The organism is Olleya sp. ITB9 (genome assembly GCF_001315805.1).
GTDB classification, from domain to species: Bacteria; Bacteroidota; Bacteroidia; order Flavobacteriales; family Flavobacteriaceae; genus Olleya; species Olleya sediminilitoris.
In genome coordinates this window covers 1-25,574 of record NZ_BCBW01000018.1, presented here as the reverse complement: position 1 = coordinate 25,574, position 25,574 = coordinate 1, and the positions used below count along the sequence as shown (strand labels likewise).

General features: G+C 31.1%; 24 protein-coding genes. 17 read left to right on the top strand and 7 right to left on the bottom strand.

All coding sequences use genetic code 11. From position 1 onward, the window contains the following. The first annotated feature begins 9 nt into the window (after positions 1 to 9). Genes ITB9_RS04260 through ITB9_RS04250 form a run of 3 tightly spaced genes read left to right on the top strand, consistent with a single transcriptional unit; the run spans position 10 to position 4,735 of the window. Positions 10 to 1,647, top strand: coding sequence for a family 16 glycosylhydrolase (locus ITB9_RS04260; RefSeq protein ID WP_054851281.1), 1,638 nt, complete (start codon positions 10 to 12; stop codon positions 1,645 to 1,647). Positions 1,648 to 1,649: 2 nt separating this feature from the next. Continuing rightward, positions 1,650 to 3,953, top strand: coding sequence for a beta-glucosidase BglX (gene bglX / locus ITB9_RS04255; RefSeq protein WP_054851280.1), 2,304 nt, complete (start codon positions 1,650 to 1,652; stop codon positions 3,951 to 3,953). Further along, positions 3,953 to 4,735, top strand: coding sequence for a family 16 glycosylhydrolase (locus ITB9_RS04250; RefSeq protein WP_054851279.1), 783 nt, complete (start codon positions 3,953 to 3,955; stop codon positions 4,733 to 4,735). Before bglX ends, ITB9_RS04250 begins: the two co-directional genes overlap by 1 nt. A 69-nt stretch (positions 4,736 to 4,804) precedes the next feature. On the opposite strand, the gene ITB9_RS04245 is transcribed toward ITB9_RS04250, so the two are convergent. Further along, the gene (locus tag ITB9_RS04245; protein WP_054851278.1) at positions 4,805 to 5,482 is read right to left on the bottom strand and encodes a Crp/Fnr family transcriptional regulator; all 678 of its coding nucleotides are present in this window, start codon (positions 5,480 to 5,482) and stop codon (positions 4,805 to 4,807) included. A gap of 110 nt (positions 5,483 to 5,592) precedes the next feature. On the opposite strand from ITB9_RS04245, the gene ITB9_RS04240 reads away from it, so the two are divergent. From ITB9_RS04240 to ITB9_RS04200, 9 genes are all read left to right on the top strand, one after another. Next, entirely contained in the window at positions 5,593 to 7,965 is a 2,373-nt protein-coding gene (locus ITB9_RS04240; protein ID WP_054851277.1) for a heavy metal translocating P-type ATPase metal-binding domain-containing protein, read from the top strand. A 220-nt stretch (positions 7,966 to 8,185) separates the two neighbouring features. Beyond that, a complete protein-coding gene (ccoS, locus tag ITB9_RS04235) occupies positions 8,186 to 8,380 on the top strand; it encodes a cbb3-type cytochrome oxidase assembly protein CcoS (protein WP_028291037.1) in 195 nt (64 codons plus the stop codon). A gap of 2 nt (positions 8,381 to 8,382) precedes the next feature. Further along, positions 8,383 to 10,581: a cytochrome-c oxidase, cbb3-type subunit I gene (gene ccoN / locus ITB9_RS04230; RefSeq protein ID WP_054851276.1), complete on the top strand. Its 2,199-nt coding sequence runs from the start codon at positions 8,383 to 8,385 to the stop codon at positions 10,579 to 10,581. A gap of 6 nt (positions 10,582 to 10,587) precedes the next feature. Beyond that, positions 10,588 to 10,779, top strand: coding sequence for a cytochrome c oxidase subunit IV (locus ITB9_RS04225; protein ID WP_028291035.1), 192 nt, complete (start codon positions 10,588 to 10,590; stop codon positions 10,777 to 10,779). Then, a complete protein-coding gene (locus tag ITB9_RS04220) occupies positions 10,776 to 11,744 on the top strand; it encodes a cbb3-type cytochrome c oxidase N-terminal domain-containing protein (RefSeq protein WP_054851275.1) in 969 nt (322 codons plus the stop codon). The genes ITB9_RS04225 and ITB9_RS04220 overlap by 4 nt, the downstream gene beginning before the upstream one ends. A gap of 10 nt (positions 11,745 to 11,754) precedes the next feature. Beyond that, complete coding sequence (ccoG, locus tag ITB9_RS04215; protein WP_054851274.1) at positions 11,755 to 13,179, top strand: cytochrome c oxidase accessory protein CcoG; 1,425 nt, start codon at positions 11,755 to 11,757, stop codon at positions 13,177 to 13,179. Between the two features lie 11 nt (positions 13,180 to 13,190). Continuing rightward, positions 13,191 to 13,637, top strand: a complete 447-nt coding sequence (locus ITB9_RS04210; RefSeq protein WP_028291032.1) for a FixH family protein — start codon at positions 13,191 to 13,193, stop codon at positions 13,635 to 13,637. Continuing rightward, positions 13,637 to 14,338, top strand: coding sequence for a sulfite exporter TauE/SafE family protein (locus ITB9_RS04205; RefSeq protein WP_054851273.1), 702 nt, complete (start codon positions 13,637 to 13,639; stop codon positions 14,336 to 14,338). The genes ITB9_RS04210 and ITB9_RS04205 overlap by 1 nt, the downstream gene beginning before the upstream one ends. A 97-nt stretch (positions 14,339 to 14,435) precedes the next feature. Beyond that, complete coding sequence (locus ITB9_RS04200; RefSeq protein ID WP_054851272.1) at positions 14,436 to 15,263, top strand: universal stress protein; 828 nt, start codon at positions 14,436 to 14,438, stop codon at positions 15,261 to 15,263. Between the two features lie 5 nt (positions 15,264 to 15,268). Here the strand turns inward: ITB9_RS04200 and ITB9_RS04195 are convergent, their stop codons facing one another. The 5 genes from ITB9_RS04195 to hemN all read right to left on the bottom strand — a co-directional run bounded on the left by ITB9_RS04195 (position 15,269) and on the right by hemN (position 19,620). Further along, positions 15,269 to 15,898: a hypothetical protein gene (locus ITB9_RS04195; protein WP_054851271.1), complete on the bottom strand. Its 630-nt coding sequence runs from the start codon at positions 15,896 to 15,898 to the stop codon at positions 15,269 to 15,271. 5 nt (positions 15,899 to 15,903) lie between these two features. Beyond that, positions 15,904 to 16,335, bottom strand: coding sequence for a hypothetical protein (locus ITB9_RS04190; protein ID WP_028291029.1), 432 nt, complete (start codon positions 16,333 to 16,335; stop codon positions 15,904 to 15,906). Continuing rightward, positions 16,301 to 17,200 carry a universal stress protein gene (locus ITB9_RS04185; protein ID WP_054851270.1) on the bottom strand — a complete coding sequence of 300 codons (900 nt, stop codon included), beginning with the start codon at positions 17,198 to 17,200 and terminating at the stop codon, positions 16,301 to 16,303. The genes ITB9_RS04190 and ITB9_RS04185 overlap by 35 nt, the downstream gene beginning before the upstream one ends. A gap of 132 nt (positions 17,201 to 17,332) precedes the next feature. Further along, a complete protein-coding gene (locus ITB9_RS04180; protein WP_028291027.1) occupies positions 17,333 to 18,169 on the bottom strand; it encodes a universal stress protein in 837 nt (278 codons plus the stop codon). Positions 18,170 to 18,255: 86 nt separating this feature from the next. After that, a complete protein-coding gene (hemN, locus tag ITB9_RS04175) occupies positions 18,256 to 19,620 on the bottom strand; it encodes an oxygen-independent coproporphyrinogen III oxidase (protein ID WP_028291026.1) in 1,365 nt (454 codons plus the stop codon). 204 nt (positions 19,621 to 19,824) lie between these two features. Between hemN and ITB9_RS04170 the strand changes: the two genes are divergently transcribed. Continuing rightward, entirely contained in the window at positions 19,825 to 20,988 is a 1,164-nt protein-coding gene (locus tag ITB9_RS04170; RefSeq protein ID WP_054851269.1) for a DUF748 domain-containing protein, read from the top strand. A gap of 8 nt (positions 20,989 to 20,996) precedes the next feature. Here ITB9_RS04170 and ITB9_RS04165 read toward each other — a convergent pair whose 3' ends face one another. Continuing rightward, positions 20,997 to 21,656: an HAD family phosphatase gene (locus tag ITB9_RS04165; RefSeq protein ID WP_054851268.1), complete on the bottom strand. Its 660-nt coding sequence runs from the start codon at positions 21,654 to 21,656 to the stop codon at positions 20,997 to 20,999. Positions 21,657 to 21,758: 102 nt separating this feature from the next. Here ITB9_RS04165 and ITB9_RS04160 point away from each other — a divergent pair, with 102 nt between their 5' ends. The 4 genes from ITB9_RS04160 to ITB9_RS04145 all read left to right on the top strand — a co-directional run. Continuing rightward, complete coding sequence (locus ITB9_RS04160) at positions 21,759 to 22,538, top strand: zinc-dependent peptidase (RefSeq protein ID WP_028606320.1); 780 nt, start codon at positions 21,759 to 21,761, stop codon at positions 22,536 to 22,538. A 56-nt stretch (positions 22,539 to 22,594) separates the two neighbouring features. Continuing rightward, positions 22,595 to 23,227 carry a Crp/Fnr family transcriptional regulator gene (locus ITB9_RS04155; RefSeq protein ID WP_028291023.1) on the top strand — a complete coding sequence of 211 codons (633 nt, stop codon included), beginning with the start codon at positions 22,595 to 22,597 and terminating at the stop codon, positions 23,225 to 23,227. Positions 23,228 to 23,296: 69 nt separating this feature from the next. Further along, complete coding sequence (locus ITB9_RS04150) at positions 23,297 to 24,094, top strand: sulfite exporter TauE/SafE family protein (protein ID WP_028291022.1); 798 nt, start codon at positions 23,297 to 23,299, stop codon at positions 24,092 to 24,094. 116 nt (positions 24,095 to 24,210) lie between these two features. Next, a partial coding sequence (locus tag ITB9_RS04145; RefSeq protein ID WP_054851267.1) for a rhodanese-like domain-containing protein occupies positions 24,211 to 25,574 on the top strand: 1,364 nt, incomplete at its 3' end.

Sequence of the window (25,574 nt, the reverse complement as noted above, 5' to 3'; positions counted from 1 at the left end):
AGAGTTACAATGAAAAAAAGAATAACATATAATTTTAGTCTACTAGTCTTAATGTTGACGGTTATTTTTGCTTGTCAAGAAGAAGATCAAACATTTGGAGAGATAGTAGCGCCAAGTAACCTTGTTGTTACGGCAACAATTGTTGGTCAAGATGCCTCTAACCCTAATGGAGATGGTAGTGGACTGGTACATTTTAATGCAACAGCAGACAATGCTTTAAGTTATAAGTATAATTTTGGAACAAGTCAATTAAATGCACCTTCAGGTTCAACTTCATTTACATTTTCAGATTTAGGAGTTAACACATACACTGTAGCTGTAGTCGCTTATGGTACAGCTGGTGTATCTACAACAAGTACGATTGAAGTAGAAGTTTTAGCTACTTATTCTCCTCCTGCAGATTTATTAGATGCTTTAGTTGGTGATGGTTCTAAAACTTGGAGGATTAAATCCGAAAAAAATGGACACTTTGGTTTAGGTCCTGTTGGCGGAACCGTAGCAGCAGAATGGTATGGAGCAGCTCCAGGAGAAAAATCGGCAACTGGAATGTATGACGATCGTTTTATTTTTAACGAAGATGGTACATTTACCCACATTGTTAATAGTACCAACGATGATCCTGCTACTGATACTTCAGGAACTATTTTTGGACGTGATCCATTAGTTAATGAGTTAGGTCCACACAGTGAAACACCAAATGGAGCAGACATTGAAAATTATCCTTACCAAGATTATTCTGAAACATGGGTAATCACAGCTCCAGGAGGAGTTGAAACCATTAATATATCTAATTTAGGTTTTATTGGATATTATACAGGTGGTAATCATAGATATGAAATTTTTGCGCGTGACATTCCTAATGAGTTAACTATAAGAACTACTGACGGAAATAGCGAATTTGATTGGTGGTTTATAATAACTTCAGAAGAAGAAGGTGCTTCAAACGAACTTCAAACTATATATAATACTTTAGCTTGGTCAGATGAGTTTGATGTAGATGGAGCCCCAAATTCAGCAAATTGGACCTATGATTTAGGAACAGGAGATAATGGTTGGGGAAACAATGAGTTACAAACTTATACTAACAGCTCAGAGAATGTTATTGTAGAAGGTGGTAATTTAAAAATTACAGCTAAAGCTGAAAATGGTTCTTATACTTCAACTAGAATTAAATCTCAAAATTTATTTCAGTTCACCTATGGTAGAGTAGAGGTTAGAGCTAAATTACCAGTAGCACAAGGGACTTGGCCTGCAATATGGATGTTAGGATCTAATTTTGAAACTGTTGGATGGCCAAATTCTGGAGAGATTGATATTATGGAACAAACAGGTCAAGATAAAAACACAACTTTAGGTACTTTACATTATCCAGGTATGTCAGGTGGTAATGCAAATGGTGGATCTACTACAGTGCCAACATCTACATCAGAATTCCATAATTATACTGTAGAATGGACACCAGATGTAATAAAAATAGCAGTTGATAATGAGGTGTTTCATACAGTCATTAACTCAGACGCATTACCTTTTAACGATAATTTCTTTTTCATTTTAAATGTAGCAATGGGAGGAAGCCTAGGAGGAGATATTGATCCTGCATTTACAGAAGATTCAATGGAAATTGATTATATAAGACTTTATCAATAATTATGAAATTTAATAAATATATTATTTTAGTCATAGCAGGTCTTCTCATTTTTTCTTGTAAAGAAAACAATGGGAAAGACTTAGCTATAAAAGACGCTAATACATCACAACAGGCTTCAGATATTGAAGATAAAGTTTCAGAATTACTGTCTAAAATGACCCTTGAAGAAAAAATAGGTCAAATGAATCAGTATAACGGATTTTGGGACGTTACTGGACCAGTTCCTGAAAATGGTGATCAAGCCAAAAAATATGAGCATTTACGTAAAGGTTATGTAGGATCAATGCTTAATGTTAGAGGAGTTAAAGATGTTAAAGCAGTTCAAAAAATAGCAGTTGAAGAAACGCGTTTAGGTATTCCTTTAATTATTGGCTTTGATGTTATTCATGGTTATGAAACCTTAAGTCCAATACCATTAGCTGAGTCTGCAAGTTGGGACTTAGAAGCTATCAAAAAATCAGCAGAAGTAGCTGCTAAAGAAGCCTCTGCAGCTGGAATAAACTGGACATTTGCACCAATGGTTGATGTTTCAAGAGACGCGCGTTGGGGACGTGTAATGGAAGGTGCAGGAGAGGATACTTATCTAGGGTCAAAAATTGCAGTTGCCAGAGTTAAAGGGTTTCAAAGTGATGATTTGTCAACACATTATTCAATAGCTGCTTGTGCAAAACATTTTGCGGCTTATGGTTTTGCAGAAGCTGGTCGTGATTACAATACTGCAGATGTAGGTACTTCAACTTTAAACAATATAATTTTCCCGCCTTTTAAAGCTGCTAAAGACGCTGGTGTAAGGACGTTTATGAACTCGTTTAACGAACTTAACGGGATTCCTGCAACTGGAGATAAATATTTACAACGTGATATTTTAAAAAAACAATGGGAATTTGATGGTTTTGTTGTTTCAGATTGGGGATCAATAACAGAAATGATTGCTCATGGTTACGCTAAAGATGGTAAGCATGCAGCAGAACTTGCTGTTAATGCTGGTTCTGATATGGATATGGAATCTTATTTATATGTTGAAGAATTAGCTAATTTAGTAAATGAAGGCAAAGTAGATCCTAAACTTATTGATGATGCTGCACGTCGTATTTTACGCGTAAAATTTGAATTAGGTCTTTTTGAAGATCCTTATAAATATTTGGATGAAAGTAGAGAAAAGGAAGTTATAGGGAGTCAGACTATTCATGATGCGGTTTTAGATATGGCCAAAAAGTCTATAGTATTACTAAAAAATGAAAATAAACTTTTACCACTAAAAAAGGAAGGACAAAAAATTGCTTTAATTGGTGACTTGGCTGCAGATAAGACCAGTCCTTTGGGTAGCTGGCGTATAGCTGCAAAAGACGAAACTGCTGTGTCTGTTTTAGAAGGTTTAAATAAATATACAGGTAATACTGTTTCTTATGCAAAAGGAGCAGATGTTTCTATTGGTAAAAATGAGTTTGCGTTTGAAGTAAAAATTAATACTACAGATACTTCGGGATTTGATAAAGCTATTCAAACAGCAAAACAAGCTGATGTTGTTGTGATGGTTTTAGGAGAACATGGTTTTCAAAGTGGAGAAGGTAGAAGTAGAACAGATTTAGGTTTACCAGGTGTTCAGCAAGAGCTTTTAGAAGCTATTTATAAAGTCAATAAAAACATTGTACTAGTTTTAAATAATGGAAGACCTTTAGCTATTAATTGGGCAGATAAAAACATTCCTGCAATTGTTGAGGCTTGGCAATTAGGTACCCAAAGCGGTAATGCTATAGCCCAAGTGTTGTATGGTGATTATAACCCTAGTGGTAAATTACCAATGACATTTCCAAGACATGTAGGTCAAGTACCAATTTATTACAATTATAAAAACACAGGTCGTCCAACCTTACCAGCAAAAGATATTGTGTTCTGGTCTCATTACCAAGATGTAGCCAACACACCATTATATCCGTTTGGTTATGGATTAAGTTACACAACCTTTGACTATGCTAACTTAAAAGTATCTAATACTTATGGTAAAGATAAAAAAGTAACTATCAGTGTTGATGTAACCAATACTGGTGATGTTAAAGGTAAAGAAGTTGTTCAATTATACGTTAAAGATAATTTTGCAAGTATTACACGTCCTGTCAGAGAGCTTAAAGGCTTTGAATTATTAGAATTAAAACCAAATGAAACTAAAACTGTACAGTTAACATTAACTGAAGCAGAGCTTGGTTTTTTTGATAATCAAGGACAATATTTAGTAGAAGAAGGTGATTTTGAAGTCTTTGTTGGTGGTGATTCTTATGCGGATTTAACCTCTAAATTTAAGTTATAATGAAGTATTTAAAATTTTTATTAATTGTACTTCTATTTTGGTCATGTAAAGAGGCTAAAAAAGAGATTGATACAACCGAAGGTTTTAGCTTTACAGAGCAATTTGAAGGCGAACAATTAAATTTGGACCATTGGAATTATGATCTTGGAGATGGATGTCCTAATTTATGTGGATGGGGAAATAACGAAAGACAAATTTATACCAAACAAAACGTACAAGTAAAGGATGGTAAGCTTTTTATAACCGCAACTAAAGATTCTACTGGATATTATTCTGGTAAAATTACGACTAAAGATAAAATCCAATTCCAATATGGTACAGTAGAGGTTAGAGCAAAATTAGCTTTAGGTAAAGGTTTGTGGCCAGCATTTTGGATGTTGGGTAGTGATATTGACACCAATACTTGGCCTGCTTGTGGTGAGATTGATATTTTAGAATACGTAGGTAAAATGCCTAATCAAATTCATACTACATTACACACGCCAGACAGTCATGGTCAGTCTATAAATACCAAAATTTCTAAAATAGAAAATATTGAAGAAGGTTTTCATAACTATAAAACTAAATGGACAAAAGATGCTATTACATTTTATGTAGATGATGTTTTAGTGTATACGTTTTCTCCTGAAATTAAAAATAATCAAACATGGCCTTTTGATAAACCTTTTTATCTAATTTTAAACTTAGCTATTGGCGGAAATTTTGGTGGTCCAGAAGTGGACGATTCTGTTTTTCCTGAAGAGTTTGTAATAGATTATATAAAGGTATCTAGCCCAAAATAGTCCTATCCTAATAACTATATATAGAAGAGGATGTAATGTTATATTACATCCTTTTTTGCTTTGAAGATGTTATTCAATATGTTTTAAAGCCTCTAAATTTTCAATTTTAATTTGTTTCCCTTTAGTACTTATTAAACGTTCTTTTTTAAACTGAGATAAAATTCTAATTGCACTTTCGGTAGCAGTACCAACAATACTTGCATAATCATCTCTAGATAGTGTTAAGGATAAATACCCATTGTTATCTATTCCAAATTTATTATTGACATATATTAAAGTTTCAGCTAAACGTTGTTTTACAGATTTTTGTGCCATATCTACAATACTATTATCTGCATTCTTTAAATCTAAAGCCATTCTTTTTAATACGTCCATACTAAAATCAACATTAGTATGTAAATCATGTAAGATTTCTTGTTTAGGTATAAAACAGACTTGCATATCGTTAATTGCCACAGCTTTTAAATTAGAAGACTGACCACTAACTAAAGTGCGTTGTCCCATCATACCTCCTTTAATTACTAATTTTACAACTTGATCCTTACCATTTTTGCTTAATTTAGTCATTTTACAAACTCCTTCTCTCACGCAATAAATACCATTTAAAATATCACCTTCATCAAAAATAACATCTCCTTTTTTTATGAATTTTGTTATTTTACATGCAGAGACTCGCATTAATTCTTCTTTAGTCAAGGCCTTTAAACTATTAAATTGCCTAACAATACATTGTTCACATTTACTCATACCTTAATTTGTTGGAAGTTTACCAAAAGTTTGTAATATCTAACATGACAAATATCATATAATAAAAGCGCTTAAAATGTAACCTTTGTTACAGGTAAAAAGAGCAAATTATGGATTATAAAGTATGTTATCATTGTGGAGATAATTGTACAGAAACCACTATTATTTTAGAAGATAAACCCTTTTGTTGTCAAGGTTGTAAAACAGTTTATGAGATTTTGTCAGAAAGCGATTTAACGTGTTATTATGACCTGCAGTCTTCTCCAGGCGCTATTCCAAAAGAAATTGAAGGTAAATACGATTTTTTATCTCAAGAAAAAATTATTGAAAAGTTAGTCGAGTTTTCAGATGATAAAACTCAGATTGTAACACTTTATATTCCGCATATACATTGTAGTTCTTGTATTTGGATTTTAGAAAACCTCAATAAATTAAATACAGCCATAACTTTATCGCAAGTTAATTTTGGAAAAAAAACAGTAAGGGTGTCTTACAATACCGAAGTATTTTCCCTTAAACAATTGGTCCTTCTATTAAGCTCAGTTGGTTATGAGCCATATATTAGTTTAGACGATTATAAAACAGGTCAAGAAAACGTTAACCGAAGTTTAATTTACAAACTAGGTGTCGCAGGATTTGCTTTTGGAAATGTTATGTTTTTGTCGTTTCCGGAGTATTTTGAGGTTAACGAGTTTTGGTTAGAACAATACAAACATGTTTTTAGATGGGTAATGTTTGCGTTTTCATTACCTGTAGTATTTTATGCTGCACAGGATTATTTTGTATCAGCTTACAAAGCAATAAAAACTAAAATGTTAAACATTGATATTCCTATAGCTCTTGGTATAGTTGTTTTATTTATAAGAAGTACTGCCGAAATAGCTTTAGACCTTGGTTCTGGTTTTTTTGATAGTTTAACAGGATTGGTTTTCTTTTTATTATTAGGAAAGTTTTTTCAGCAAAAAACCTATTCTTTTTTATCCTTTGAGCGTGACTACAAGTCCTATTTTCCTATTGCAATTACTAAAATAACCAATGGTTTAGAAACACCTGTTCAGGTATATGATATCCAAAAAGGAGATCGACTTTTAATAAGAAATCAAGAGTTGATACCTGTTGATGGTATTTTAATTAACGGAAACGCTAAAATAGATTATAGCTTTGTAACAGGAGAGTCTGAAGCTTTAAAAAAACAATCTGGAGATAAGTTATTTGCTGGTGGTAAGCAAACCTCAGGAGTTATTGAAATGGAAGCTATTAAGTCTGTTGAACAAAGTTATTTAACGCAATTATGGAGTAATGATGTATTTAATAAAAACAAAGAGGATGGATTTACAACGTTAACTAATGCTATTAGTAAACGTTTTACTATAGCAGTTTTAAGTATTGCATTTATTGCTACAATAGTATGGTTATTTTTAGATAGTAGTAAAGCTTTAAATGTATTTACAGCGGTTTTAATTATTGCATGTCCTTGTGCAATTGCTTTATCTGCACCTTTTACTTTTGGGAATTTATTACGAATTTTAGGAAAGAAAAAATTCTACTTAAAAAATGCATCAGTTTTAGAGCAATTAGCACATGTTGATACATTAATTTTTGATAAAACAGGAACTATAACTTCTAACAAAAAAAGTGATGCTCAATATGAAGGTTTACCATTAAACCAAACGGAAGAAACATTACTTAAAAATACTTTAAGAGGATCTAATCATCCTTTAAGTAGAAGTTTATATGATATTTTAAAGGAAAATGCTATTGTCACTTTAGATAGTTTTGAAGAACACTTAGGACAAGGTATTGAAGCGACTCATAATACTAACCACATTAAAATAGGGTCTGCTAAATTTGTAGGTTTTAAAACCGAAACAGCTGTACTAAATACAGCTGTACATATTAGTACTAATGATAATTATAAAGGTAAATTTACTTTTTATAACAGTTATCGTAAAGGCTTATCAAAGTTGTTTAATACTTTAAAAAAACATTATGATTTAGTGATTCTTTCGGGAGATAATGAAGGCGAATTAGAAAACTTGAAAAAACTACTTCCAGCAAAAACAAAGTTACTTTTTAATCAAAAACCAGATGATAAGCTAGAGTATATTAAATACCATCAATCTGAAGGAGCTAAAGTGTTAATGGTTGGAGATGGTTTAAACGATGCTGGAGCTTTGGCACAAAGTAATGTTGGTATAGCAATATCCGAAAATGTTAATGTGTTTTCGCCTGCTTGTGATGCCATTTTAGGTGCAAGTAAGTTTAATCAGTTAGATCAATATATAAAGGCATCTAAAAGCGCTATAAAGATTATAAAATGGAGTTTTGTATTGTCTTTTTGTTATAATGTTGTGGGTTTATATTTTGCGGTTACTGGTCAATTAGCTCCTGTTATAGCTGCTATTTTAATGCCTTTAAGTTCTATTAGTATTGTAGTGTTTACAACATTAGCTACAAATTGGATTGGACGACGATTGCAGTAGGTTGTAAAGTAGAAAAACAGTCTCCATTAGTAGAAGAAACGTTTAGAGTTAAGGCATAAGTTTCGGTATGAAAAAATGACTTATGGCTGTATTTCCGCGAAAGCGAAAAACAATCTTAAAATAATCTTAATTTTTTTTGATAAATCTACTTAAACATGATAAATGTCATCTTTTAAAAAGCCCTTCTAATTTACTTTTGTAACATAACTTCTTAATAGGTATGAGTGTTATTTATATTTTACTTACGGTCAGTGTCATAGTGGCAATAGGCTTTTTTGCAGCGTTTATTCTGGCTGTTAAAAATGGACAATTTGATGATGGGTATACACCATCTGTACGTATGCTTTTTGATGACGAATTGGTTAAAAGCAAACACACACTAACAAAAAACAATAAAAAGACTAATCACAATTAATTATGGAAATGCAGCAATTTTATTACGATAACAAGATCGTTAAAAAGTTTCTTTATGCTACTATGCTCTGGGGAGTTGTAGGTATGCTTGTAGGGCTTATTTTAGCGTTCATGTTTTTATTCCCAAACATGACTGATGGGATTTCATGGCTAAGCTTTGGTCGTTTAAGACCGTTACACACTAATGCAGTAATTTTTGCATTTGTTGGTAATGCTATTTTTGCAGGAGTGTATTATTCGACGCAACGTTTACTTAAGGCTAGAATGTATAGCGATTTATTAAGTAATATTAATTTTTGGGGTTGGCAGTTAATTATTGTTGGTGCTGCTATTACATTACCTTTAGGTTATTCTACTTCAAAAGAATATGCAGAACTTGAATGGCCTTTTGATATTGCTATTGCTTTAATTTGGGTAGCTTTTGGAGCTAATTTAATTGGTACAATGCTAAAACGTCGTCAACGTCATTTATATGTTGCGATTTGGTTTTACATAGCAACATTTGTAACAGTTGCAGTTTTACATATTTTTAATAGTTTAGAGATGCCTGTAAGTTTTACAGGAATGAAAAGTTACTCGGTTTACGCAGGTGTACAAGATGCCTTAGTACAATGGTGGTATGGTCATAATGCAGTTGCGTTTTTCTTAACGACTCCGTTTTTAGGATTAATGTACTACTTTGTACCTAAAGCAGCTAACAGACCTGTTTATTCTTACAGATTATCTATTGTACACTTTTGGTCTTTAATCTTTATATACATTTGGGCTGGACCACACCATTTATTATATACAGCTTTACCAGAATGGGCTCAGAATTTAGGAGTTGCATTTTCAGTAATGCTACTAATGCCATCTTGGGGAGGAATGATAAATGGGTTATTAACACTTCGTGGTGCTTGGGATAAAGTACGTGTTGATCCTGTACTTAAATTTATGGTAGTAGCTATTACTGGTTATGGTATGGCAACCTTTGAAGGACCAATGTTATCGCTTAAAAATGTAAATGCAATTGCACACTTTACAGATTGGATTATTGCACACGTACACGTTGGTGCATTAGCATGGAATGGGTTTTTAACTTTTGGTATGATTTATTATCTAGTACCAAAATTATTTAAAACCAAATTACACTCTTTAGCATTGGCTAACCTTCACTTTTGGATAGGAACTTTAGGTATTATCATGTATGCATTACCAATGTATGTAGCTGGATTTACTCAAGCTAGTATGTGGAAGCAATTTAATCCAGATGGAAATATAAAATACGGTAATTTCCTTGAAACAGTAACCGAGATTATACCAATGTATTGGATGCGTGCTATTGGAGGAACGTTGTATTTAACAGGAATGCTAATTTTAGTATTTAACGTTATTCAAACTATAAGAAAAGGAAGCACTGTTGAAGATGAGCTAGCAGAAGCTGCTGCATTACAACGTGTGTCTAAAAAACGTGTCGCTGGAGAAGGATGGCACACTTGGTTAGAACGTAAACCAATTAGATTAACAATTGGAGCAACTATAGCTATTTTAATTGGTGGTGTAGTGCAAATTGTACCAACTATAATGGTTAAGTCTAATATTCCAACAATTAGTAGTGTTCAACCTTATTCGCCTTTAGAATTAGAAGGTCGTGATATTTATATACGTGAAGGTTGTGTTGGGTGTCACTCGCAAATGGTACGTCCTTTTAGAAGTGAGGTAGAACGTTATGGCGAGTACAGTAAAGCAGGAGAGTTTGTCTATGATCATCCATTTTTATGGGGAAGTAAACGTACTGGACCAGATTTACATCGTGTAGGTGGAAAGTACTCAGATAACTGGCACTTTAACCACATGTATGATCCACAAAGTACGTCTTCAGGATCGATTATGCCATCTTATAAATGGTTAATCAATAACACCCTAGATAAGTCACAAATCGAAGATAAAATGAGAGTTATGGTGTCGTTAGGTGTACCATATACAGAAGATGATATTGCTAATGCTAAAGCAGAAATGTTAGCACAAGGAACACAAATAGAGAAAAACCTATACACAGATCCTGATTTTGCAAAATCTTATGAAGCTAGTAAGAAAAAAGGAGGAGATGATTTTGTAGAAATGCGAAACAGAGAGATTGTTGCTGTAATAGCTTATCTGCAACGTTTAGGGACAGATATTAAAGTAGAACAAACAGAAGAAGAAACAACAGTACAAAACTAAACTATCATGTTAAAATTTGTAAAAAATCATTTAGAAAGTATTACTGGTGTAGAGATATATCCAATCCTTTCATTACTTATATTCTTTGGCTTTTTTGTAGTACTTTTTTGGTGGGTTATTACTGCCAAAAAAGACTACATCACTAAAGTAAGTAATATTCCATTAGAATTAGATAACCAAAACGAAACCGAAATATGAAAAATTTATTCCCATCATACATCAGAGTTCCTGTAGTGTTTTTTATCATCTTCGGAATGGTAGAGTATTTTGTTGACTCTGGTGATAAGCCTGCTTTTTTAGAGTATCCAATAATAATGTTGTTTTTACTATTAATACTATTTGTATTAATAGCAATTGAAGGTATTGTTGGAGCTATTGAAAGTGTTTTGTTTCAAAGTTTAGACGAAGCTGGTAAAGCACGTTACATAGCAAATGCTTCAAAAGTACCACAGTTTAAAAAACTTAAAGCATTGTATGCTAAACTTAAAGGAGATGAAACACCTATTGAGGAAGAACACGAAATTATTTTAGATCATAATTATGACGGAATAAAGGAGTTAGATAATAATTTACCACCTTGGTGGCTATATTCTTGGTATGCTTCAATGGTTTTTGCTGCAATTTATTTATTCAATTTTCATGTTACAGGAAGCTCAGATACTCAGTATGAAGAATTAGATAATGAGTATGCTCAAGCTAAAATTGAAATTGAAGCTTATAAAAAGACTGCCAAAAACTTAGTAGATGTAAACTCGGTTGTTTTACTAACAGATGCTGCAGATTTATCAAATGGTAAGAAAATATTTGGAGCTAACTGTGTAGCATGTCACATGGCTGATGGAGGAGGAGGAATTGGACCAAATTTAACAGATAAATATTGGATTTTAGGAGGAGACATTAAAAGTGTGTTTAGAACAATATCTGAAGGAGGTCGATCTGGAAAAGGTATGATATCTTGGAAAAAAGAAGGTTTAAAACCAGTCGAAATGGCTCAAGTAGCAAGTTATGTATTGTCTTTACAAGGTACAACGCCTGCAAGTCCTAAAGATCCAGAAGGAGACATTTGGCAACCAGAAGGTACAGAGGATACAACAACACCAACTGAAACAATTGAAACTACTGAAGATTTAGAAATAGAAGAGTCTGTTTCAATGAATAATTAAATAAAAACAAATGGAAGCTCCAGATAACGAGAGTTTTAGAGACTCGATTGCAACAATTAATGAAGACGGTAAACGCGCTTGGATTTTTCCTAAAAAACCAAGTGGTAAGTTTTATGACTACAGGAAAATTGTAAGTTATGTTTTATTAGCCTTTTTATTTGCAGCTCCATTTATTAAAATTAATGGTAATCAGTTTTTGCTATTCAATGTATTAGAGCGTCGTTTTAATATTTTTGGATTTCCGTTTTGGCCTCAAGATTTTCACTTGTTTGTCATCTCAATGATTATTGGTGTTGTCTTTATAACCTTATTTACAGTTGCTTTTGGTCGTATATTTTGTGGATGGATTTGTCCTCAAACTATATTTCTAGAAATGGTATTTAGACGTATAGAATATTGGATAGATGGAGACAGAGGTGCACAAATGAAGCTTAAACGCTCTAAATGGACACCACAAAAAACAAGAAAACGCCTTTTAAAACATACTATTTTTGTAATTATTTCATTTTTAATAGCTAATGTGTTTTTAGCGTATTTAATTGGAAGTGATAAATTATTAAATTATGTAACAGAAGGTCCTTTTAAGCACTTATCTACATTATTTCCATTATTAATATTTACTGGATTATTCTACTTTGTATTTTCATGGTTTAGAGAGCAAGTCTGTATTATAGCTTGTCCTTATGGACGTTTACAAGGTGTACTTTTAGATAACAAATCTATAATAGTAGCTTATGACCATAAAAGAGGAGAAGGAGAAAACGGTCGAAAAAAATTCCGTAAAAACGAAGACAGAGCAGCTTTAGGACATGGAGATTGTATAGATTGTATGCAATGTGTAAATGTCTGTCCAACTGGTATAGATATTAGAAATGGGACTCAATTAGAATGCGTTAATTGTACAGCTTGTATTGACGAGTGTGATACAATTATGGATAAAGTTGGGTTGACTAAAGGGCTAATCCGTTATGCTAGCGAGGACAATATAGAGAAAAAAGAACCTTTTAAACTCACAACACGTCTTAAAGCATATATCGTAGTTTTAGTCATATTAACAGGCGTTTTATTTGCAATGCTTCAATTACGTAATGATGTAGAAGCAAGAGTACTTAGATTGCCTGGTCAATTATACGAGCATAAAGAGAATAACATTATAAGTAACGTGTTTACCTATAAATTGGTTAATAAAACAACACAACAAATTGAAAATGTTAGCTTCAAATTGCAAGACTATCAAGGTACTATCAAATTGGTGTCTGCCGACCATAGTTTTGTGGTTCCTGAGCAAGGATTAGCAGAAGGAACGTTATTTATAGAGTTAAATGAAAACGATTTAAAAGGAGATAAAACCAAATTAACTATACAAGTTTATAGTGGACAGAAATTAATAGAAACCACAACAGTTAACTTTTTAGGACCAAGAAGCTATAATTAAAACACAGTATTATGAAATTAAATTGGGGAACAGCAGTCGTAATAGCATTTATATTATTTATAAGCTTTATCATGTACTTTGTAATAGCCATGAATACAGACAAAAGTCTAGATCATGACTTGGTAAATGATAATTATTACAAACAAGAGTTAGAATATCAAAACGATATTAATAAAGAAAAAAATGCTAAAACTTTAGCATCTAAATTAACTTGGGAAAAAACACCAGAAGGTATGCAAATACACTTCCCTAAAGAGTTGGATTATAAAACAATAAAAGGACAAGTGTTCCTATACAGACCATCTAATAAGCAATTAGACTTCAATACCACAATTTTGTTGTCTAACCACACTTTGCTCATACCTGACAATCGTTTGTTAGATGGTCGTTGGAACCTTAAAATAGATTGGTCTTATAACAACAATAACTACATGTTTAAAGATCAAATACAATACTAATGTTATTAACAGCATTCATATTTGGATTATTAGGAAGCTTTCACTGCGTTGGTATGTGTGGTCCAATAGCCTTTATGTTGCCTGTTGACAGAAGTAATTCAATTAAAAAAATATCACAAATCACAGCTTATCACATTGGTCGTTTATTAGCCTATAGTATTATTGGTTTAATTTTTGGGCTAATAGGTAAAAGCTTGTATATATTTGGATTACAACAAAAATTGTCCATCATAATTGGTGTGTTAATGATTGTTGTTATTGTGTTTCCATATAAAAAAATAGGTCAAAACTTTATAGTAAAACCTATTTATAAAGCAGTAGGTTTTGTAAAAAAACAAATGGGACAAGCCTTAAAAAAGAAAACAGCAGACACATTTTTAACCATTGGTTTTTTAAACGGATTTTTACCCTGTGGATTAGTTTATATGGCAGTTTTTGGAGCCATAGCTACAGGTACAGCTTGGCAAGGAGGCCTGTACATGTCTTTTTTTGGTCTAGGTACCATACCTTTAATGACCACAGCAATTTACTTAGGTAAATTTTTAAATGCACATGTTAAACAACGTATTCAAAAAGCCATTCCTGTGTTTATAGTCGTTATTGGAATATTATTTATTTTACGTGGTTTAGGTTTAGGTATACCTTATATATCGCCAAAGCCTGTCGTAGAAATGGTTAGTAGCGCAATAGATTGTCATTAAAAAATAACGCTTTCGCGGAAATTTTGCCAGGCAGCTAAAAACTTATAATTTAATTGTAAATTAGAGGAAGCTAAATAATTTTTAATTCTGTATTTAAATGAAAAACATAATATTACTTACCGATTTTTCCAATAGTTCAAAAAATGCAATGCACTATGCATTACAGTTATTTGCCAACCAAACCATAAATTTTCATTTGGTATACGTGCATAAAGCTTCTGCATTTACTTCAGCAGATTTAATGACTTCAGGTAATGATAATTTATATGCTTCAATAGTAAAATCACCAAAAGAAGATTTAGAAGATTTAGTCGTAACGCTTAAAAATTCATTTAAAAATAAAAAACATACATATACAACTCACATGGATTATGATGTGTTTACAGATGCAGTCAATCAATTAGTAGACACTAAAAATATAGATTTAATTGTAATGGGTACTAATGGTGTAACAGGTGCAGATGAGGTTGTTTTTGGTAGTCATACGTTAAACGTTATTAGAAAAGTGATTTGTCCTACATTAATAATACCTAAGGATTTTAAATTTATTAAACCTAATAATGTATTATTACCTTTAGATTTAAAAGACCAATTAACAGCACAACGTTTAAAAAATATTGTAAATGTAATAGGTGAAGGTAATGGGCATTTTCATGTATTACGCATCAATCAAGATAATACAGATGTAACCTTTGATGATCAAGCAGTTTTAAAGCAATTATTACAAGATAGTCTTTACAATTATTATAATATATCAAATGTGCCAATGCATTACGTAATCGATACATATGTGCAAACAAATACTATAGATTTAGAAGTGTTTATAATCCAAAAAACAAGCTTTTTAGAACGCCTGTTTTCTGGATCACCAATTACTAAACACAGTAAGATTGCAGTAGTACCACTTTTTATATTACACGATTAAATAATTTAGTTTAATGTCGGTATTATTTTGTCTTCTTCTAAAACGGAAAGTAATAATTTTGCGTATTGATTTATAATTTTACTGCTATTTTCAGGGTCAATAATATCTATATAACCTTTCCAAACTAGGGTTCTGTCTTTAGTTGGACATAAACAGTACACTGATGTTTCTGCATTGTATACTTGATATTCTTTATAATTATCAGGATTAAAATATTGATCTTGATACATTAAATAATCATCCTTAAACTTGTTATGATTTAATATTTGAAAATTTTTCTTGTATTGTATTTTGTTTTTTATAGCAGCTACTTTAGTAAATATGACAGCATCATAACCTTCGGTTAAAAGTTGATTTTCTATAACTTTTAACTCAGTTTCTGTACGTTCTTTTTCTAAAAAAGCAGTATCAAATTTAGTTAAGCTTGTATTAGCCTCTAAGCCTCTTAAAGTTAATTGAGTTTGTATTTTTTTTTCAAATTTTTCTCTGACTTCAGTATCTTTTGTAAGCCCTATAACTAAAACTTTGTTTAAGCTATAGTCATTGGCTTCGGGACTAATCCAATGTTCTTTTAACTTAGTAGATGCACAATTTAAAAAAGTTAAGCTAAGTAAAACTATAATTAATTTTCTCATGTTTTTTACAATTTAGGATCTTGTTTATCAGTTTTCATTAAGTCTTTTACTAATTTAAAAATTTCAAATTTCACAGCTTTATAATCGTAAAAAAACTGACTTATGGTTTTAGTAAATTCAACATGATTTGTTTTGTATTGTTGTTCTTTATCAAGCTGGTCAATACCATCAACCATTATACTTAGTTGATTTTCATGAGTTGTTAAGTCTGTAATTAATTTGTGATTACCTCTTTTAGTACGTTGTAAAGCAGTTGCTGCATTTTGTGCCTTAATATAAATGTCATCGTTGCTTATTTTTTGAGAGTAATCTGATATTAGATCTTCTAAAAAAAGTTGTTCGTCTTTAATAAAATGTAATTCGGATAACCATGTTTTTGTCATTTCGTGCATACGATCTGCACTATACCATTGTGTTGTTGTGTGTTGTGTTTTCATGATGTATAGGTGTTTTAGTATTAGTGTTAATTTTCATTATTTCAGGAATTATTAAAAACGGAATATGAGGCTTAATTCCTATTTTTTTTATAACAGGTTCATGTATTATTCGTTTAACAATGTTGTGTTTATAGTTTACCATTATAAGTAGATCTATACTTAGTTTTTCAATACACTCGTTAATTATGGTTTCTTTTTTATTGTAATTATTAATAGAGTGGTAATGGGTTTCAATACTATTAAATCCTTGTTTTAGGACAGATAAATTATACTTCTGAATTTTATTTAAAGATTTGTTTCCCTTAATGTTTAAAACTCTTAAAGTAGCATTATGCTCGATGGTTATTTGTTTGATTAAGTTAATTTCATTTTCACTATAAAACCTATTTAAATCAGTAGGAAATAACACTTCTTTTATAGGTTGATGATTATAATTATCAGGTATTATAAATATTGGACTGTTGATTTTTGCATCCATTATATATTTGGTAGTCGTTCCAAATAAATTTGGTTTATGCTTACAAGTTTGTTTTGTACCCATAATAATTTTATGAATAGGATACTTTTTTAAGCAAGATTTAATGGCTTTTGGTAAGCTTAAAAACTCGTTTAACGTTTCAAAACTGTGTAGTTTGTTTGAGTAGTTTTTTAAAATTTGTTCTTTAAAATCTTGTAATTGAATACTTGATTGTTCAATGATGCTTTTTAAAGTGAACGTAGGCATGTTTTCAATTGTTGAGGGCTTTAAAGGGTGTGTATGTAATAAATAAAATTTACAGACTTGAGTCTTATAGTATTGTAATATATATACAATAGCATTCCATGAATTTTTAGAAAAATCTGTAGGTATTAATATATGTTTCATAACTATCAATTTTAAGGTTTACTTAAAGTTAATAGATTAATATCTTAAAAAACATGATATATATTAGGTTTAATAAAAAAGCCTCTTACAATTTTATTGCAAGAGGCTTAGGGTTTTATATGTAATAGGTTTTTAATCTATTCTAAATGTGATAACAGGTAATGCTGCATGATTTGCAATATCCTCAGAGATGCTTCCACTTAAAAAGTGACTAAATCCTGTACGTCCATGTGTTGCAATAGCTATTGCGTCCGCTCCAGTAACGTTAGCGTAACTAAGCACACCTTTTTCAACGCTATAATCTGAAATAAAATCTACTTCTGATAATTTATCTAAATTACCATCTGCTTTTTGTAAAAAGTTAACGACAATTTGTTCCATTTCTGAAGTACTGTTAAAGTTTTCTCCAGGAGTGTTAATATATACTAGGTGCATGTTTGAACCTAATGTGTCAAATAATTGACTAGCCTTTAAATATGGATTGATACTACTTTCTGTAAAGTCTGATGCAAATACAACGTTATCAAAACTTAAAGCTGTTGGTTTGTTTTTTATTACAAGAACAGGTACTTCTGCATTTCTAACAACTTTTTCTGTGTTAGAACCAACAAAGATTTCTTTTAAACCGCTTGAACCATGAGATCCCATAACAATTAAGTCAGCACTATGCTCTTTAGCAACCTCGTTAACTTCGCTAAAAACTTTAAAATGTTTAACAATTGGTACAACTGTAACGTCTTTCAAAAAATCTTGCTCTAAAAATTCATTAAAACGTTTTTCAGCTAATTTTAATAAGAATAATGTTTCAGATTCTATTTCAGACTCACCTTGTGTTAATATAGTTTCAGAAATTTCTAACATATGTAAAGCTAAAATTTCTGCATTATATTTTTTGGCTAGTATTGCAGCAGTTTCTAATGCGAAATTTGAGTGATCAGAAAAGTCTACTGGTACAATTATTTTTTTCATATTTAGTTGTTTTTTGGGTTTTGTATTATATCTTAAATTTAATAAATCTAAAGTCCAATGGTTAGTTTTTATAATTACTTTAACAGCTAAACTGTCATTGAAAATAGTTGTGTTTCTGGTTTGTTACGTTGCAACAGTACATCAAAAGCCATACATATATTACGTACAAAAGGTTTCCCTTTTTCTGTAATTATTATTTGTTGTGATTCAAAAATTAATAAACCGTCGTCTTGCATTTCTTTTAACTTATAAATAATTTCTGGTAAGTCTTTAAAATTTAAGTCTTCAGCAATCCAATTTGTTTCAAAATTACACATTAAATTTAAAATGTGTTGTCTAATTATTAAGTCTTCTTGATTTAAAATATGACCTCTGTATACAGGTATGCAGTTGTTTTCCAATAGGTCGTAATAAGACTCAATACTTTTTACATTTTGTGCAAAAGCATACCAACTATCACTTATAGAAGACACTCCAAGACCAATCATTACTTTAGTTTTAGAGGCAGTGTAACCCATAAAATTGCGATGCATGGTTTTGGATTGGCTAGCTTTATAAAGTGCATCTGTTGGTAAAGCAAAATGATCCATACCAATATCATGATAGCCAGCTTCTGTTAATAATTGTTTTCCTAATTGGTATTGGTTTTGTTTGCTTTCAGCCGAAGGTAAATCGTTGTCATTAAAACCACGCTGACCATTGCCTTTAATCCAAGGGACATGTGCATAACTATAAAATGCAATGCGATCTGGTAGTAGTGCTTTAGTTTTAGTAATAGTTTCTTTTACATGGGCTTCTGTTTGAAAAGGTAACCCAAAAATAATATCATGACTAATGGATGTATAACCAATCTCACGTGCTAATTGTGTGACTTGTTTTACATTTTCAAATGGTTGAACACGATGTATTGCTTTTTGTACTTCTGGATTATAATCTTGTACACCAAAACTAACACGATTAAAACCTAGATTATATAAAGTTTGTAAATGATCTTTAGTTGTATTATTAGGATGACCTTCAAAACTAAACTCATAATTTTCAGCAAGAATAGCATGATGTTTTATACTATTAATTAATAGTTTTAAGTTTTCAGAGTCAAAAAAAGTTGGAGTTCCACCTCCAAGATGAAGCTCTTTTATTACAGGTTTTTCAACCAATAAATCACAATATAATTGCCACTCTTTTATAATTGCTTTTATGTATGGTATTTCTACATCGTGACGTTTAGTTATTCGTTTGTTACAACCACAAAACGTACAAAGACTTTCGCAAAAAGGAAGGTGTATGTATAAACTAATACCTTCAGTGCTGTTGCTTTGGTCAAATGCTTTTTTTAAATTTTGTTTCCATTGTTTTAATGAAAAAGCTTCTGGATCCCAATACGGAACTGTCGGATAGCTAGTATATCTAGGACCAGAAACATTATATTTATTGACTAACGAGACGCACATATATTTTTTATTTATACTTCAAAATTAGGTGGTTTTAATCAAGCAGTATATGACAAATATCATGTCTTTAAATTTTGTCTTTTCAATTTGAAATAGCTTTTCAAAGTCTATTAATGTTAATTTAAAACTAATTAGATTGCTGTTATAACGATAATTCTTACATTTATTTTATTCAAAAAAAATAACAATAAGACTCCCAAACATTTGAAAACTAAAAAACCAGCATACAAGAAAAAAAGATACCTTTTACCTTTATTAGTTTTATTAATATTATTAGCAGTAAGACTATACTTACCAACGTATGTAAAAAATTATGTAAACAAAGTTTTAGCAGATATACCAGGTTATTATGGAGAGGTAAAAAGTATAGATATTTCACTTATAAGAGGTGCTTATGTTATTAACGGATTGTACTTAAATAAAGTAGATGCCAATACACAAGTTCCGTTTTTAAATTTCCCAAAATCAGATATTTCAGTAGAGTGGAAGTCTATTTTTGATGGTAAAGTAGTTGCTGAAATTATTATGAGTAATCCAGAGGTTATTTATGTTTTTGAAGACCAGCAATCCACACCAAAAGATGGATTACCAGAAGTAGAAGATTGGACTAAAGCTTTAACAGACTTGGTGCCATTAAAGATTAATCATTTTCAAGTACATAATGGTAAAGTTGCTTTTGTACAATTATCTGCAGAGCCTAATGTAGATTTATCCATAAGTAAACTAGAGTTATCAGCAGATAATTTACGTAATGTTATAGAGAAGGAGCGCATACTACCGTCACCAGTTACTGCAACAGGAGTATCCTTTGGAGGAGGACAAGTCCAATTAAACGGAAATGTAAACATTATAAAAGAAATTCCTGATATGGATTTAGCATTTTCACTTGAAAAAGCTAATGCTACAGCATTAAATGATTTTACAAATTATTATGCAGGAATTGATTTTGAAAGTGGCACAGTAGAGCTGTTTAGTGAAGTCGCTATTGCAGATGGATACTTAAAAGGTTACATGAAACCACTATTGACAGATAGTAAATTAATAGGAAAAGAAGATGGGTTTTTGGAAACCCTTTGGGAAGGTTTAGTAGGCTTTTTTAAGTTTGCCCTTAAAAATCAAAAAACTGATACATTAGCAACCCAAATACCAATTGAAGGAGATTTAAATAATGTAGAAACTGGTGTTTGGACAACTATTGGTGGTATTTTTAAGAATGCTTGGATTAAAGCTTTTAGAGGTGAAACTGACGATACAATTAATTTTGATGATGCTATTGATGGTGCAGATCAATTAACCAAAGAAGAAAAAAGAGAAGCACGACAAGCAGCTAGAGAAGAAAGACGTCAGGTACGTAAAAATGAAGACTAATTAAAGTCTTACAATTTTAAGTTTTTTAAATAGTTAGAATCTATAATATTAAGGTCGTTAACTACAACATCAGCTTGACTGTAATCTTGATTTTTAGAGTGTAAACTATCATATCCAATACAAAAGCTACCAGCAGCTTTAGCAGATTTAATTCCGTTTGTAGAGTCTTCAATAACAATACATTTGTCTTGACTATAACCAGCTAATTCAGCAGCTTTTTCAAATATTTCAGGATGAGGTTTAGAGGCTTTTAAATCTGCTCCACTAATTTTAGCTTTAAAATATTGGTCTAATTCAAAACGTGTAAAGACTTTGTTTATAGTTCCCATGGAAGCTGATGAGGCTAAAACTAGGGTAATTCCGTTATGGTGATAATCCTTAATAATATTTAAAACACCATCAATTAATTTTAAACTGGGATCACTATGGAACAATCCCGAAAAAATGTCACGTTTACAAAGCATTAATTCTTTTGGGTCGTTTTTTAAACCAAAAACATCACATAATTTTTTACAAACATTAATAGTAGATTGTCCTGTGGTAGACTCGTATAATGCTTTTGAAACTTCAATATTAAATTGATCAAACATTAAAAAATAAGCTTTTTTATGTAAAGGTTCAGTGTCTACAATAACACCATCCATATCAAATAATACTGCTTTAACCATATGTTTTTATATTTAATGCGAATATACTTATTATCAGCTTTTTTACACACTATATTTTTTTCTAAGTCGTAATTGCAATATTTTGCAGTACAATTTTAAAATATGATCTACTTATTTGTTTTTATAGTATTTGTTGGACTAGTTGCCTATGCGTTTTATTTAATGAAGCCTAAAGCAATTAAACAATTTCCTAAACATTGGCATAAATTATTGTTAGACAATGTCTTGTTTTATAAAAAGCTATCTGCTAAAAATCAAGCAGTTTTTAGACAACGTATGTTATTATTTTTAAGCGAGGTAAATATAGATGCAGTCAACACAACTATTGAAGATATAGATAAAGTATTATTAGCCTCAAGTGCTATCATACCAGTATTTGGATTTAAGGAGTGGAGTTACAACAATCTATCTGGTATCATTGTTTACCCAGATAAGTTTAATGCAGATTTACAATTTTCCAACCAAGACAAGGATAAAAAAATATTAGGTATGGTTGGAACAGGTCGTTTTGATAAACAAATGATTTTATCTCAAAAAGCCATCAGACATGCTTTTTTAAATAAAACAGATAAACATAATACTCCAATTCACGAATTTGTGCATCTTTTAGACAAGATGGATGGAGATACAGACGGAATTCCAGAGTATTTTTTAGGTAAAGCATACATACAACCTTGGTTAACTTTAATGCATAAAGAAATGGAAGCAATTAATAATGATCAATCTGATATCAGAAAATATGGAGGAACAAGCCAAGCAGAATTTTTTGCTGTAGCTTCAGAGTATTTTTTTGAAAGACCTAAATTATTTAAACAAAAACATCCAGAGTTATTTAATATGCTTTCCATGTGTTTTCAGCAATCTAAAGCTGTTAAAAATTGATTTGCCAATTAGTTTTACTGTAACTATTGGTTAACTTTACAATTAAAATTATTAATATGTTAGAGCAGTTACAGCAACATTATGGGTATTTGTTTGAAGATGAATTAATTCAAGAAATTAATAATGTTGGGACATATAAAGATATATCTGAAGGTTTTAAATTAATTGAAATTGGAGACTACATCAAGTCTATGCCACTTTTAGTTAGTGGAGCAATTAAAATTTTAAGAGAAGATAAAGATGGTGACGAGTTAATTTTGTACTTTATAGAACAAGGTGATACCTGTGCTATGACATTATCTTGCTGTTTAGGAAATTCTAAAAGTGAAATAAGAGCTATTGCAGAAACAGACACCAAATTAATTATGGTTCCGGTAGCTAAAATGGAGGAGTGGTTAGGTAAGTACAAAAGTTGGAGACAATTTGTATTGCAAAGCTATCATAATCGTATGTCAGAACTGCTTGAGGCTATTGATACTATTGCATTTTTGAAAATGGACAAACGTCTGTTTAAATACTTAAAAGACAAAGCAATGGTTAATCATAACGAGTTAATACATGTTACACATCAAGAAATTGCTAGAGATTTACATACCTCTAGAGTTGTTATTTCTAGACTTTTAAAAACATTAGAGCTTGAGGGTAAAATTGAATTACATCGAAATAATATCAAAGTTATAGATTTATAATTATGTAACTTATGTTACTATATATGCTAATTAGGATAATTACTTTTGACTAAATAAATTATAAAATTAATGGATTTACAACAAGTAGTTACCTATCTAGGAGCCTTTATAATTGGAGGTATACTAGGATTGATTGGTGGTGGTGGTTCTATCTTAACAGTACCTTTATTGGTATATTTTTTAGGATTTAACCCAATAATAGCCACTGCATATTCATTATTTGTAGTAGGATCCTCTTCTTTGGTAGGTGTTATACAAAAACACCAAAAAAAATTAGTAGATTTTAAAACAGGCTTAGCATTTTCTTTTCCATCCTTTTTAGCAGTATATTTATCTAGACGTTTTTTAGTACCTGCTATACCAGAAAACCTTTTTACAATAGGTGGTTTTATAGTAACAAAAGCTATGGCGATCATGATATTTTTTGCTTTAATTATGTTTATAGCAGCTTTTTCAATGATTAAAACCAAAAAAGAAGTTGTAAATCATAAAGCATCTCAACCATATTATAAAACTTTTATTCAAGGTATAATAATAGGTTTAATTACAGGTTTAATTGGTGCAGGAGGAGGGTTTTTATACGTGCCAGCATTAGTGCTTTGGGCTAATTTAGATATGAAAAAAGCGGTAGGTACATCTTTGGTAATAGTTGCAATAAACTCGTTAATAGGATTTACAGGAGATGCTCAAACTTTGGATATTGATTGGTATTTTTTATTAAGTTTTTCATTATTAACAATTATTGGTATTTTAATAGGAGGCTATTTTTCTAAATTTGTATCAGGAAAAAAATTAAAAAAGAGTTTTGGTTGGTTTGTTTTAGTAATGTCTATTTACATTATTCTAAAAGAGCTAGTTTTAAAATAATGTAACAAAAGTTGCTGTACAAACTTAAAAACATTAGTAAATTTGAATAAATAAAGTAAAAAAGGGTTTGCTTTTTTAGATGCAAAACACTTTAATTACTATAAAATATAATCACAATGAAGGTAGAACAAATATATACAGGTTGCTTAGCACACGCTGCATATTATATAGAAAGTAACGGTGAAGCAGCAATAATAGACCCATTAAGAGAAGTACAACCATATATTAACAAAGCTAAAGCAGATAATGCTAAAATCAAATATATTTTTGAAACACATTTTCATGCAGATTTTGTGTCTGGTCATTTAGATTTAAAAGCTAAATCTGGAGCTCAAATTGTATTTGGTCCAACAGCAAACCCATCTTATGATGCAATAATAGCAGAAGATGGTCAAATATTTGAAATAGGAGATTATAAAATAAAAGTAATACATACTCCAGGTCATACTATGGAAAGTACGACGTACCTTTTGATAGATGAAAATAATAAAGAACACGGAATCATAACAGGTGACACCTTATTTATTGGTGATGTTGGTCGTCCAGATTTAGCACAGAAAATAGCCTCAGATTTAACCCAAGAAAAGTTGGCAGGTTATTTATACGATTCGCTTCGTAATAAAATCATGCCATTAAGCGATGATTTAATCGTGTATCCAAATCATGGTGCAGGTTCTGCTTGTGGTAAAAACATGAGTAAAGAAACTACAGACACGTTAGGCAACCAGAAAAAGGTTAATTATGCTTTACGAGCTAATATGACTAAAGATGAATTTATAGCTGAATTATTAGATGGTTTGTCAGAACCTCCAGCATACTTTCCTCAAAACGTTATGATGAATATTCAAGGTTATGAAAGCTTTGATAAAGTCATGACAAAATCGCAAACACCATTAGCTCCAAAAGCTTTTGAAGCTGCAGCAAACGAAACAGAAGCCATTGTTTTAGACGTACGTCACCAATCAGAATTTATTAAAGGTCACATACCACGATCTATTTTTATAGGTATTGATGGTGGATTTGCACCTTGGGTTGGTGCATTAATTGCAGACGTTAGTCAACCTATTTTATTAGTAGCTCCAGAAGGTAGAGAAGAGGAAGTTATTACGCGTTTATCTCGTGTAGGTTTTGATAATGTTATTGGTTATTTAGAAGGTAGTTTTAAAGCATGGAAAGATTCTGGAATGGAGTATGATACTTTAACATCTATTTCTGCAGAAGAGTTTGCAAACAGATACCAAGAGAATAAAGACGTCATTTTTGATGTAAGAAAAGATGGAGAGTTTACAGCCGAACATGTTGATGGAGCTAAACATACTGCTTTAGACAATATTAATAGTCATTTAAGCCAGTTTCCTGAAGATAAACCTTTTTATGTACATTGTGCAGGTGGTTATCGATCTGTAATTGCTGCGTCAATTTTAAAAAGTAGAGGTATACATAATTTAATAGATATAGCTGGTGGTTATGGAGCTATTAA